The organism is Leifsonia sp. YAF41 (assembly GCF_052113185.1).
Classification (GTDB): Bacteria; Actinomycetota; Actinomycetes; order Actinomycetales; family Microbacteriaceae; genus Cryobacterium.
Window position 1 is genome coordinate 111,595 of the sequence record NZ_JBFRCS010000011.1, and the last position, 12,720, is coordinate 124,314.

The window sequence follows — 12,720 nt, forward strand, 5'->3', positions numbered from 1 at the left end:
AACTGCTGCGCCGCATCCGCCAACATTGATGCCGGCGAAATCCTCCCCACTTCGATGGATGCCCGATTCCAAGCGCGCTGGCTAGGCTGAAAGCAATGTCAACCCGCGACGCCACCACACTGCCCGACGCCAACATCGGCGACCGCCTCCCCCACTCGGCGCTGACCCCCGTCTTCACCGTGCTTCGGATCGGCTTGCACGTGATGATCGGCGCCCTCACCGCGCTTGTCATCGTTCGCGCGCTGTTCGGCGTCTGGCCGTTGCCCGGTGTCGTCGTCACGCTTGCCGCTCTCTTTCTCGGCGTCTACATCGGCGGCGGCAACCTCGCGCGCACGCACCATGCACCATGGGTCATCCCGGTCTGGCTGATCACCCTGATGGCGCTCTGGCTGGTATTGACTCTGTTCGCCTCCGACGCCGCCTACCTCGTCTTCCCCCTGTTCTTCCTCGAGCTTCATGTTCTTCCGCTGCGCTGGGGCATCCCTGCAGTGATGATCAGCGTGCTCCTGGCCATCTGGGCGCTCACCTACCATCTGGGTTTGAGCATCGGCACCGTACTCGGCCCGCTCATCGGCGCCGGAGTCGCCATCGCCATCGGGATGGCCTACCAGGCGTTGCTCCGTGAGGCGTCCGAACGGCAAGCCCTCATCGCCGATCTCATCGCCACGCGCGCAGAGCTCGCCGCCACCGAACGTGCCGCAGGCACGCTCGCCGAGCGTGAGCGTCTGGCCCGCGAGATTCATGACACGATCGCGCAGGGGCTGTCGAGCATCCAGATGCTGTTGCATGCCGCCGAACGCACCGTGACGGATGCGACGGCGCGCGACCACCTGCGGCTCGCCAGGGAGACGGCAGCGGCCAACCTGCAGGAGACGCGTCGCTTCATCAGCGAGCTCACCCCGCCGGCGCTCGTCGAGCAGACGCTCCCTGGGGCGCTGCAACGCCTGGCCGAGACGGCAACCGCCGAAGCCGCGCAATCCGATGTGCACACGGTCGTGAGCCTCCACATCACCGGCGAGCCGGTCGCGCTCCCGATGCGCTTGGAGGCGACGCTCCTGCGCATCGCCCAGGGCTCCCTCGCCAACGTCGCCCAGCACGCGGGAGCCACCCGGGCCGAAGTCACCCTCAGCTACATGACCGACGAGGTCGCCCTTGACATCGTCGACAACGGACGCGGCTTCACGCCGACGCCGGCCGCATCGGGGGAACAGCACAAGTCCTTCGGGCTTGTCGCCATCCGTCAGCGTGTCGAGCAGCTCGGCGGTACATTCGTGTTGGAATCGGCGCCGGGCGGCGGCACGGCGCTCGCCGTGACCTTTCCGCTGGAGGAGGTGGCCCGATGATTCGACTGCTGCTGGCCGATGACCATCCCGTCGTGCGCGCCGGACTGCGTGCGCTGTTCTCGGCCGAACCAGACATGGAAGTCATCGCCGAAGCCCAGACAGCCGAGGAGGCCGTCGCCGCCGCGGCATCCGGCAATGTCGACCTCGTGCTGATGGACTTGCAGTTCGGCGGCGTGCTGCACGGCGCGGAGGCGACCCGTCAGGTGCGTTCCCGGCCCGGCGCGCCGCGCGTGCTTGTGCTGACCAACTACGACACGGATGCCGATATCCTCGGCGCGATCGAGGCCGGAGCCAGTGGCTACCTGTTGAAGGATGCCCCGCCGGCCGAGCTCATCGCCGCGGTTCGTGCCGCGGCTGCCGGGGAGAGCGCGCTCGCCCCGGCGGTGGCCAGCCGACTCGATACCCGCACCCACGCCCCGGAAACGCAGCTCAGCCTGCGCGAGGCCGAGGTGCTGGGGTTGGTGGCCGCCGGGCGCTCGAACCGGGAGATCGGTCAGGACCTCTTTCTCAGCGAGGCAACCGTGAAATCGCACCTCGTGCACATTTTCACGAAGCTCGGCGTGACGTCGCGTACCGCCGCGGTGGCCAAGGCCCGCGACCTCGGGACGATCCGAAAAGCCTGATCAACGACCGGCGACGTGCTCGAGTCGGCTCTCAAAATCGGGGCGAGCGCAACATCGGAGGCGATCACCTGCAGGCAATGTCTGAGTCGATTGTCGCCCCGACGATTAAGCTGATAACGTTGCTTGTTGACTTGCGTGTTGGGTCCCACCCCACACGACTAGCCGCAAAGCGCCCCTCTACCGCCGCGCGGCACATCCAATTAGCAACTAACGAAAGCAAATAAAAGTGGCAAATATCAAGTCGCAGATCAAGCGTATTGGCACCAACAAGAAGGCTCAGGAGCGCAACAAGGCGGTCAAGAGCGAGTTCAAGCGCGCCATCCGCGCCACGCGCCTCGCCGTCATCGCTGGCGACAAGGACAAGGCTGCTGCATCCCTCGTTCTGGCTTCGAAGAAGCTCGACAAGGCTGTCAGCAAGGGTGTCATTCACAAGAACCAGGCTGCGAACAAGAAGTCCGCAATCTCGAAGTCGGTCAACGCACTCGTTTAGTCGTTCTTCTCGGATGCGCCTCGTGCGTGTCTGACGACAAGGCCCCCACCTCTCGAGGTGGGGGCCTTTCGCGTTGCCCGGCGGATGTTCGCTGCTCGAGGGTATGACTCGAACCGCCAGACTCGGCCCGTTGATCGTAGCCAGCGCAGGCTTACTGGTTGACGTAAGCCATATGGGTGGCGTTGTAGCGGTCGCCGCGTACACCGATCCTGCGGGCGAGGGAGTTCAGATCAGCCAATTGGTCGGCGGAGAGGGCGACCGTCGTCGCGGCGGCGTTCTCCTGAATGCGGGCCGTGCGGCGGGTGCCGGGGATTGGCACGATCCATGGCTGCTGTGCAAGTAACCAGGCCAGCGCGATCTGCCCCGGAGTCGTGTCCGTGCGGCTAGCGAGGTCTTTGACCTGGTCGACGAGGGCTTGGTTCGCGGCGAGGTTTTCCGCCTCGAAGCGCGGGACCTTTTGGCGGATGTCGGCGTCGCTGAAGGTCGTGGACGTGTCGACGGTGCCGGTGAGGAACCCCTTGCCCAGCGGGCTGAACGGCACGAAACCGATGCCCAGCTGCGCCAACGTCGGCAGCACGTCGGTCTCAGGATCGCGGGTCCACAGCGAGTACTCGCTCTGGACGGCGGTGACGGGGTGGACGGCGTGCGCGGCCCGGATTGTGGCGGCCGAGGCCTCGGACAGCCCGAAGTGCTTGACCTTGCCCTCGGCGACGAGTTCGCCGACAGTGCCGGCCACGTCCTCGATGGGCACGTCGGGGTCGACGCGGTGCTGGTAGAACAGGTCGATCGTGTCGGAGCGCAGCCGCCTCAGGGAAGCCTCGGCGACGCGACGGATCTGCTCGGGGCGGCTGTCCAATCCGACGCTGTGGCCGTTCTGGATGTCCCAGCCGAACTTGGTGGCGACCACGACCTGGTCACGCAGGGGTTCGAGGGCCTCACCGACGAGTTCCTCGTTGTCGTACGGTCCGTAGACCTCAGCGGTGTCGAAGAATGTGACGCCGTGCTCGACGGCGGACCGCAGCACGCCGATCATCTCGGCACGGTCGCCGGGGTTGGGGCCATAGCTCTGCGACATGCCCATCGCGCCGAGCCCGATCGCGGAAACCTGGAGACCCTGTCCGAGTGTTCTGGTGTGCATATTTCAATCCTCCTGGGACGGGTCATGGTCGGTGGTGGTGTCGTCGGCGAATTGCTTCGGCGGGTTCCTGGCGGTCGGCGCCTCGGGCTGGCCAGCAGCTGAAGGCGCTTCTGACTAGGCGATCCGGGTTCAGCGGTGCCGAGCGAGTTAGGCCTCGGCGCCCCGACGCGTGATAATCCCGATCAGACGCTCGATCGCGAAGACCGGGTCGCGCCCGGCACCCTTCACGCTGGCATCCGTCTCGGCGAGAGCCTGGATGCACCGGGCGAGGCCTTCGTCGGTCCAGCCACGGAGGTCGCGCTGGGCACGCTCGACCTGCCAGGGCGCCAGACCGAATTGAGAGGCGAGTTGGCCGGTTGCGCCACGCACCCCATACAGTTTCGCCATCGTGCGGATCTTGCTCGCGAAAGCAGCAACGACCGGCACCGGATCGGCGCCCGACGCGAGAGCGTGCCGCAGAATCACCAACGCTTCGCCGTTGCGTCCGGCGATGGCGGCATCCGCCACCTTGAACGCGTTGGCCTCGACCCGGCCGCCGTAGTAGCGGTCAACCGTGGTCTCGGTCACTTCGGCACTAGAATCGGCGATCAGCTGCTGGCAGGCGGCCGACAGTTCGGCCAGATCGTCGGAGAACGCTCCGACGAGCGCGCGCAGGGCGCTCGCGGTGACGCGCTTGCCGGCTGTCTTGAACTCGGCCGACGCGAAGTCATATTTCTCGGTGTCTTTCTTGAGTTCTGCGCAGACAATCTCGATGCCGCCGCCAGTTCCAGAACGAATCGCGTCGAGGAGCTTCTTGCCGCGCACACCGCCGGCATGACGCAAAACGAGATACGCGCCGTCGGCCGGATTCTCGAGGTACTCCAGCGCCTCGGCCAGGAAAGAGTCACTACATTTCTCGACCGCACTGACTCTGATCAGCCGTGGCTCGTCAAAGAGCGACGGGCTGGCCAGCGTGACGAGCTCCCCCGGCGCATAGCTGTCGGCCTGAACATCGCTGACCTCGAGGCTCGGGTCTTCGAGTTTCAGAAAATCGCGCAGCTGGCGGATGGCGCGCTCGGCCAGCACGGTTTCGGTTCCGGAAACGAGAACGATGGGTGCCGGTCGCACCTGGTGCCAGGCTAGCTGCGGGATGGCCGCGGCCTTCGTCGCCCGGCTCGGCGCTGCAGTTCGTGCAGCAGGTCGTGCAGCCACGTGAGTTCCCTTCGATTGCTGATTCCAGCCTAGCCGGGGCGGGGCGGCCTCGATGCGGTCGCGGGCCGGAGGTCGGCCGAACTCGTGGCCTGCGGGGTGGTCTGCCGCTCTGTCCATACCGACAGCGCTCCGTGCCCTTCCGTGGATGGGGCGACCAGAATCATCCCCTGCCGGTCGGTGCGTACGCTCACCGTGCCGACCGACGCGAGGAGGTCGAGCAGATACTGAGTTGGATGCCCGTAGCCGTTGTCGGCCCCGACCGAGATCAGCCCCACTGTCGCGTGCAGGCGGGCGTAGAGTGCGGCGCTTTGATCGCGGGAACCATGGTGGGCGACCTTGACCACATCTACCGCGGCCGGAAGTGACGTGGAGAGGAGGCCGCCCTGCGCCTCCTCGCCCAGGTCGCCGAGAAAGATCGAGCTGATGCCCCGGCCGTCAAACCCGACGATCACACTCCCCCCGTTACCGGCAAGGTCGACGCCGCCGCTTCGGGCGGCCGAGGTCGGGGGCCACAACACGTCCCACCGCAACCGGCCGAGCATGCCGGTGTCCCCGCGCGCGGCCACACTCACCTGCGCTCCCCCGCCGGTCAGACGGTGTAGCAGCCACTCATCTTTCGCGTTCGCCGGTGCCCCGACGATGGCACGGTCGACGCGCCCGACGACGGCGTCGAGGCCACCAACGTGGTCGAGGTCGTAGTGAGTGAGCACGAGGAGTTCGATGCGGCTGACCCCGAGGTCGGTTAAACAAGCGGTGAGTAGGGCGGGGTCTGGTCCGACATCGATCAGAGCGTGCGCGGTGCCGTCGCGCACGATCACCGCATCGCCCTGGCCCACATCGCAGGCCGCGATTTGCCAGTTGTCGGGGATGCCGGCGGCCCGACTGACCCCCGCTCCGAGCAGGGTTCCGGCGTAGGACCCGGCGACGATGAGCAACACCGCGGAGGCCAGGATCCGCCAGAGCGGACGCCTGCCGAGCGTCGCGCGCCGAACGTCCGGCCGCAGCGCACGCCTCACTGCGCGCCTCTCCGCGCGCCCCGGCGGATTCACGCCGGGCCGGCTCCCCGATTCCACGAAGCGCCCCACCGTCGACGATGGCCTCATCTCGGGCGGCCGAAACACGAGCAGCAGGGCAAGCACCGTCACCCCGCCGATCAGCAGCACCCCGAGCACGCCGTCCAGCCACGGAAGCCGGTTGCCCGGCAGCGTCGCGACAGCCTGGGCGACCGCCGCGATCCACGCCGACGGCAGCCAGGCCAGGTGCACCAGAAGGTTGGCGAGCCAGGGCCAGACCGGGATCAATACGCAGGCGACAAGGCCGATGATCGTCGCGAGCGGAGCAGCCGGGGCGGCCAGGAGATTGGCCGGCACCCCGTACGACGCCAGTGACGGCGTCAAGAGCAACAGAACCGGCTGGCAGGCGAGCTGGGCGGCAAGCGGGATGGCGATGGCGGCCGCGATGAACTTCGGCATCCAACGGGTCAGCACCCGGGTCAGCGGCCCGGCCAGCAGCAGCAGACCGCCGGTCGCGAGCACCGAGAGCGCGAATCCATAGTTGCGCGCAAGCCACGGGTCGATGGCGAGCAGGCCGATGACCACGAGGCAGAGCGTCGGCACTCCGCGGCCGGTGCGCCCGAGGCCGCCGACGATCAAGACGACGGATGCCATCACCGCCGACCGCAGCACGCTGGGTTCCGGCGTGACGAGCACCACGAAGCCGAGCAGCGCCACGAGTGAGAAGACAATCCGCCAGCGCCGACGCAGGCCAAGCGACCGCGTCAGAAGCATGATCCCGGCGACGACGACAGCACAATTAGCTCCAGAAACCGCCGTGAGGTGACTGAGCGAACTGGTTTTCATCGCCGAATCGAGCGTGGCATCGACGGCGCTGGTGTCGCCGATTGCGAGGCCCGGCAGGAGTTGGGCTCCGTCGCCGGGAAGCCGGGCGGCGGCGGCCGAGAACTGCGTGCGCAGCGCATCCGCCCACTCCAGCCAGACGGGCGGTTGTGCCACGAGGCGGGGAGGACTGCGCCCGAAGTAAAGTGCCGAGGCCGCATCACCGGGTGCGGTGGCGACGAGATGACCGTCGAGTTCAATCTCGCTACCGATGCGGAGCCGGGACCGCGGGTTCGCCGGGTCCCCTGCGACCACCGGCGGGGTCTCTGTGAAGACCAGCACGGGCACGGACATTCGCCTGCCCACGTTGTGCACTGTCAGCCGGGTGAGGGTGGCCCGAAACCGCACGCGCTCGACTGACGCACTCGGTGTGCCCGGCGCCCCGGGCGCGCCCGATGCGCTCGCCCCGAACGCGGGTGCGGTCACCGGGCTCGACCACACCGTCAGCGTCGCCGTCACGGCAGCCCGATCGGCGGCGGCGCTGACGCTCTGGGGAAGCCGGCTGGGCATCGTCATCGCTACGACGGATGCGACCAGCGCCGCCGTCGCGCAGGAGACCGCGATCATCGCCCGCCACGACCCGCTCGACCGTGCCTGGCGCGACAGGAGCAACCAGCCCAGCACCGCGCCGGATGTCGCCCAGAGCACCGCGCACGCCCACGCGGCCACGGCGGCCGGCGTCGCGATCAACACCCCGGCCGCCGCCCAGGCCGCTATCGCCGGGCCGGCCAGTCGCAGATCGAGGGTCACACCGTCACCAGATCTTTCAGGCCATCGAAAGTCTTCTGTCCGATCCCTGTCACGTTCTGCAGCTCGTCCACGCTGCTGAACCGCCCATTCGCGGTGCGGAAGTCGATGATGCGCTGGGCCATCGCCGGTCCGATCCGTGGCAGCGAGTCGAGGTCGGCAACGGTCGCCGTGTTCAGATTGACCAGGCCGGCTGCGGCACTGCCGTCCGCCAGGTTGGCGGCTCCTCCGAGTGCGCCACCAGCGGCCCCTCCACCCGGCGGAGCTTGCGGCTGCGCCTCGCCGCGCGCCGGAACGTAGAGCTGTTCGCCGTCGCTGACCGGCCGGGCCAGGTTCACCCCGGCCGGGTCTCCGGCCTCCGACAACCCTCCGGCCGCCGCGATCGCGTCGACGACCCGGGAACCGTCGGCAAGCTGGAACAGCCCGGGCCGACGCACGGCGCCAAGCACATGCACGAAGAGAAAAGCGCCTTGGTCACCTTCACCGGCGCCGCCTCCGGCGCCCGGACCAGTCGTGGAGGGTGCCGGCCCTGCCTCCGTTTCGCGAGCTGAGCCGTTCGGCGATAGGCTCGTCGCCACGCTGCCCGGAGTCACCACCTCACTTCCGGATTCTTGGCCGAACGCTGAGACGACAACGGCGACGATCAGGGCAAGAATCAGCAGCACGATCGCAGCTCCGATTCCGATGCGCACCCGCGGCGAGGCCGCACGCGCAGCCGGATGCAGCTGGGCAAGCGGATCTGCCGCGGAATCTGGCTCCATTTCGGCAGGTTATGCCGGGCTGGGGTGCCGAATTCTGGCGGGCCGGGAATCGGTGAGCAACCGACGCCCGGTCGGGACTGTGGAGGTCGTGTGGAGAGGTCAGGTGGAGAGGTCGGCTCGCGCGGTCTCGACAAGCTCGACCACCGAAAGGGCAGGCTTCCACGCGGGCGTGCGAAATCCCCGTGGGCGTGCGAAATGGTGCACGCCCAGCGGGATTCCCCACGCCAGAATCGATTCGTGAGATCGGCCCACGTGGTCGCAACGAAATTGGCCGACTTACGAACTCGCTCGGTTAACCAACACGAGCCGACATCCGGTGAGGATGTCGGCTCGTGCAGAGAGCGAAAAGTTCGAAGAAGCTACGGCTTCGTGACGAAGCTCACGAGACGCGGCGCCCGCACGATGACCTTGACGATCTCACGATCGCCGATGGCCCGAACGACGGCCTCCGACTCGCGAGCCAGCTTCTCGAGATCGTCGGCGTCGATCTTCGGGGAGATCTCGAGTCGGTCGCGCACCTTGCCGTCGACCTGAACGACAGCCGTCACCGATTCGGTCACGAGCAGGGTCGGGTCGGCCTTGCGCCACTGCACGAGGGCGACACACGGCTCGTAGCCGAGGCGCTCCCACATGTCTTCGGCGGTGTACGGGGCGAACAGGTTCAGGGCCATGGCCGTGACTTCTGCGGCTTCGCGCACCGCGGCATCCGCAGCACCCGCACCGGAGTCGATCACCTTGCGGGTGGCGTTGACGAGCTCCATCAGACGGGCGACGACCACGTTGAACTTGAACGACTCGGTGAGGCCCGGCGCGTCGGCCAGGAAGCGGTGGGTCACGCGGCGGAGGGCCACGTCACCGGTCGACCAGTCGACGTCGGGCGCGCTGGTGACGTCCTTGGCCATGCGCCAGGCACGGGCGAGGAACTTCGATGAACCGACCGGCGACACGTCGGCCCAGTCGATGTCGTCTTCCGGCGGCCCGGCGAACGCCATCGTCAAGCGCACCGCGTCGACACCGTGACGCTCGATCTCCTCGGTGAAGTAGACCAGGTTGCCCTTGCTCTTCGACATTTTGGCGCCGTCGAGGATGACCATGCCCTGGTTCAGCAGCGCGCTGAACGGCTCGGTGAAGTTGAGGTAACCGAGGTCGTGCAGCACCTTGGTGATAAAGCGGGCGTAGAGCAGGTGCAGGATGGCGTGTTCGACGCCACCGACATACTGGTCGACCGGTGCCCACTTGTCGGCTTCCTTCGGGTCGAACGCCTGGGTGTCGTCGTTCGGATTGAGGAAGCGCAGGAAGTACCAGGAGCTGTCGACGAAGGTGTCCATCGTGTCGGCGTCGCGCTTGGCCGGGGTGCCGTCAATCGGGTTCGGCACGTTGACCCAGTCGGTCGCCCCGCCGAGCGGCGAGGTTCCCTTGGGCTTGAGATCGAGGCCCTCGGTCGACGGCAGCAGCACGGGCAGCTGGTCCTCGGGAACCGGAATCTCGGTGCCGTCTTCGCCGTGGATGATCGGGATGGGGGTGCCCCAGTACCGCTGGCGGCTGATCAGCCAGTCGCGCAGGCGGTAGTTCTTGGCGGCACGACCGGTGCCGTCGGCGGTGAGCTTCTCGATCATCGCCGCGACGGCGGTGTTCTTACTCATGCCGCTCAGGGCGCCCGAGTTGATCAGGCGACCTTCGCCGGCCAGCGCGATGCCCGTCTCGGCGGGGTCCAGCTGCGGCAGCTCTTCGCTTCCGTCGAGCATGGCCTCGGTGACCACGGGGATCGTGCCGGTGACCGGGGCGAGGGTGTCGACGACGACGCGCACCGGCAGGTCGAAGGCGCGGGCGAAGTCGAGGTCGCGCTGGTCGTGGGCGGGCACGGCCATCACGGCGCCGTGGCCGTAGTCGGCGAGCACGTAGTCAGCGGCCCAGATCGGCAGGCGTTCGCCGTTGACCGGGTTGATCGCGTAGCGGCCAAGGAACACACCGGTCTTCTCGCGGTCGGTGGCCTGACGCTCAATCTCAGTGCTGTTCTGCACCTTGACCAGGTATTCCTTGAACGCAGCCTGCAACTCGGGGGCGGCATCCGCGACGAGCTCCGAGGCGAGGTCGGCGTCGGGGGCGACGACCATGAAGGTCGCGCCGAACAGCGTGTCGGGGCGCGTCGTGAAGACGGTGACCGGCGCTTCGCGTCCTTCGATCGTGAAGTCGACATCCGCACCGATCGAACGGCCGATCCAGTTGCGCTGCATCTGCAGCACCTTCGACGGCCAGGCGCCCTCGAGCTGGTTGAGGTCGTCGAGCAGGCGGTCGGCGTAATCGGTGATCTTGAAGTACCACTGGGTGAGCTTCTTCTTGACCACGACGGCGCCGCTGCGCTCGCTCGTGCCGTCGGCCAGAACCTGCTCGTTGGCCAGAACCGTCTGGTCTACCGGGTCCCAGTTGACCCAGCTGTCCTTGCGGTAGGCGAGGCCTTTTTTGTACATCTGCAGGAACAGCCACTGGTTCCACTTGTAGTACTCGGGGTCGCTGGTGTGAATCTCACGCGACCAGTCGAAGGATGCCGCGTAGAGCTTCATGCTCTTCTTCTGCTGCGCGATGTTGTCGTAGGTCCAGCCGCGCGGGTCGATTCCGCGCTTGATGGCGGCGTTCTCGGCGGGCAGGCCGAAGGAGTCCCAGCCGATCGGGTGCAGCACGTTGAAGCCCTGGTGGCGCCAGTAGCGGGCCACGATGTCGCCGAGGGCGTACACCTCGGCGTGCCCCATGTGGAGGTCGCCCGACGGGTAGGGGAACATGTCGAGCACGTACTTGCGCGGACGGCTGTCGTCGGGGTCGTTCGTCTCGAACGGCGCGAGCTCGTCCCAGATCGGCTGCCACTTCGCCTGAATCGCGGCGAAGTCGTAGATGTCGCCCTCGGCCTCGGCCCAGTTCTGTGTGTTGTCGTGCTCGTGTGCCACGTGACTCTCATTCAATGCAGTGAGGGAGCGTTCGCTCAGACAGACGAGCTCCTGTGAGCGACGTCCAAGCTTCTAGGGTACTAAACGCGAACGCCCAGCGCGGCCAGCAAGGCAGCCGCTTTGACCCGGGTCTCCTCGATCTCCTCGCGAGGATCGGACAGCGCGGTGATTCCGCCTCCCGTGCCGATTGTGGCGCCGTCGGCATCCAGAACGATGCTGCGGATGACCATGGCCAGGTCGACCGAGCCGTCGAGGCCGAAATAGCCGAACGCTCCGGCGTAGATTCCCCGCGGTCCGCCTTCCAGCCCGTCGAGAATCGTCATGGCGCTTCGCTTGGGCGCACCCGTCATGGAGCCGGCCGGGAAACAGGCGGCGACGGCATCCGTGACGGTAACGCCGTCGGCCAGCTGCGCCTCGATGGTGCTGACGAGCTGATGCACGTGCGCGTAGCTTTCGACGGCCAGCAAATGGGACACCGAGACCGTGCCGAGCTTCGCGATGCGGCCGAGGTCATTGCGCATGAGATCGACGATCATCAGGTTCTCGGCGCGCTCCTTGTCGCTGGCCAGGAGCTCATCGTGCAGCTGAGCGTCTTCGACCGCGTCGGTACCGCGTGGGCGGGTGCCCTTGATCGGTTTGGTCACGATGCGGCGGTCAGGCGTCACCGTCAGGAACTGTTCGGGTGAGGCGCTCAGCAGCGCGATATCACCGAATCGCAGCAGTCCCCCGTGATGGCTGGGGCTCCCGGAGCGAAGGGCCAGGTAGGTGTCGAGTGGATCGGGTCGCAGGTCGAGCGCGATCTCATTGGTGAGACAGATCTGGTAGGCGTCGCCGGCGGTGATCGACTGCTGGCAATGACGAATAAGGTCGGCGTACTCGTGCTCGGTGTGCCGCCAGCGGGCACCGATCGGCGGCACCGCGGCAGCGCGGGGCGACGCACCGGAGGGTGTGTTCGTGAGCCGCGATTCGAGTTCCGACGTCCAGCGTTCGAGCGCCGCGGCATCCGCACCACCCTCGGTGAGGGCGAGAACGCTGACCTGCCGGGCACCGTGGTCGAACATGAGCGCGCGATCCACATGCAGCAGGGCGGCATCCGGGTACCGCGACACATGGGCCGGTGCCCCGACCGTCTGGGCGCCCAACTCGTAACCCAGCCAGCCCACCCACCCCAGGCGGAATCCGCCGGCGTCCGCACCCACCCGGGCGTCCTCGTCGGCCGAGTACGGCAGCCCGTCGACAGAGGCGAGGTCGTCGCCGAGGTCGTCGCCGAGGTCGTCACCGAGGTAGTCGAAAATTGTCTGCCGCGAAATCTGAGGGGCGGCGGAGGGCAGGGCGGCGGCGGCCGCCGGCAGCGTCACGGTCACCGTTGCCTCAGACACGGATGCCGTCACAAAACGTGAGCGCTCGGTCGCGGCTCCCAGATAGCTGAAGCCGCGCTCTGCGTCGATTCCGGCATCGAGCCAGAAGGCGTGGCTACTCGCGCCGTAGAGGGTCTGAAAGACGTGCGCGGGTTCCCACCAGTGCGCCAGGGGAAAAGCTCGGACCGTCGCAGACACGGTCCCAGCCTACGGCGTGACCCGGCACGCACTCGGC

General features: G+C 67.4%; 9 protein-coding genes. 3 read left to right on the plus strand and 6 right to left on the minus strand.

From position 1 onward, the window contains the following. The first annotated feature begins 95 nt into the window (after window positions 1-95). The 3 genes from AB4Y63_RS14145 to rpsT all read left to right on the plus strand — a co-directional run bounded on the left by AB4Y63_RS14145 (window position 96) and on the right by rpsT (window position 2,456). On the plus strand, window positions 96-1,343 hold the full coding sequence (locus tag AB4Y63_RS14145) for a sensor histidine kinase (RefSeq protein WP_441791702.1): 1,248 nt from the start codon (window positions 96-98) through the stop codon (window positions 1,341-1,343). Next, window positions 1,340-1,966, plus strand: coding sequence for a response regulator (locus AB4Y63_RS14150; RefSeq protein ID WP_441791703.1), 627 nt, complete (start codon window positions 1,340-1,342; stop codon window positions 1,964-1,966). Before AB4Y63_RS14145 ends, AB4Y63_RS14150 begins: the two co-directional genes overlap by 4 nt. 226 nt (window positions 1,967-2,192) lie before the next feature. Further along, window positions 2,193-2,456 (plus strand): 30S ribosomal protein S20, encoded by a 264-nt coding sequence (rpsT, locus tag AB4Y63_RS14155; protein WP_345062029.1) that lies wholly within the window; start codon window positions 2,193-2,195, stop codon window positions 2,454-2,456. 151 nt (window positions 2,457-2,607) lie between these two features. On the opposite strand, the gene AB4Y63_RS14160 is transcribed toward rpsT, so the two are convergent. The 6 genes from AB4Y63_RS14160 to pabB form a co-directional block, all read right to left on the minus strand. Next, complete coding sequence (locus AB4Y63_RS14160) at window positions 2,608-3,594, minus strand: aldo/keto reductase (RefSeq protein WP_441791704.1); 987 nt, start codon at window positions 3,592-3,594, stop codon at window positions 2,608-2,610. 147 nt (window positions 3,595-3,741) lie between these two features. Then, complete coding sequence (gene holA / locus AB4Y63_RS14165) at window positions 3,742-4,785, minus strand: DNA polymerase III subunit delta (RefSeq protein WP_441791705.1); 1,044 nt, start codon at window positions 4,783-4,785, stop codon at window positions 3,742-3,744. Between the two features lie 29 nt (window positions 4,786-4,814). After that, entirely contained in the window at window positions 4,815-7,430 is a 2,616-nt protein-coding gene (locus AB4Y63_RS14170; RefSeq protein ID WP_441791706.1) for a ComEC/Rec2 family competence protein, read from the minus strand. Then, a complete protein-coding gene (locus tag AB4Y63_RS14175) occupies window positions 7,427-8,188 on the minus strand; it encodes a helix-hairpin-helix domain-containing protein (RefSeq protein WP_441791707.1) in 762 nt (253 codons plus the stop codon). The genes AB4Y63_RS14170 and AB4Y63_RS14175 overlap by 4 nt, the downstream gene beginning before the upstream one ends. Window positions 8,189-8,547: 359 nt before the next feature. Then, window positions 8,548-11,127: a leucine--tRNA ligase gene (gene leuS, locus AB4Y63_RS14180; RefSeq protein ID WP_441791708.1), complete on the minus strand. Its 2,580-nt coding sequence runs from the start codon at window positions 11,125-11,127 to the stop codon at window positions 8,548-8,550. An 80-nt stretch (window positions 11,128-11,207) separates the two neighbouring features. Then, window positions 11,208-12,683: an aminodeoxychorismate synthase component I gene (pabB, locus tag AB4Y63_RS14185; RefSeq protein WP_441791709.1), complete on the minus strand. Its 1,476-nt coding sequence runs from the start codon at window positions 12,681-12,683 to the stop codon at window positions 11,208-11,210. Window positions 12,684-12,720: the final 37 nt, after the last annotated feature.

Coding starts and splice junctions, on each gene's coding strand:
- AB4Y63_RS14175 (WP_441791707.1), bottom strand. CDS start 8,188: ATGGAGCCAGATTCCGCGGCAGATCCGCTTGCCCAGCTGCATCCGGCT.
- AB4Y63_RS14150 (WP_441791703.1), top strand. CDS start 1,340: ATGATTCGACTGCTGCTGGCCGATGACCATCCCGTCGTGCGCGCCGGA.
- AB4Y63_RS14145 (WP_441791702.1), top strand. CDS start 96: ATGTCAACCCGCGACGCCACCACACTGCCCGACGCCAACATCGGCGAC.
- AB4Y63_RS14160 (WP_441791704.1), bottom strand. CDS start 3,594: ATGCACACCAGAACACTCGGACAGGGTCTCCAGGTTTCCGCGATCGGG.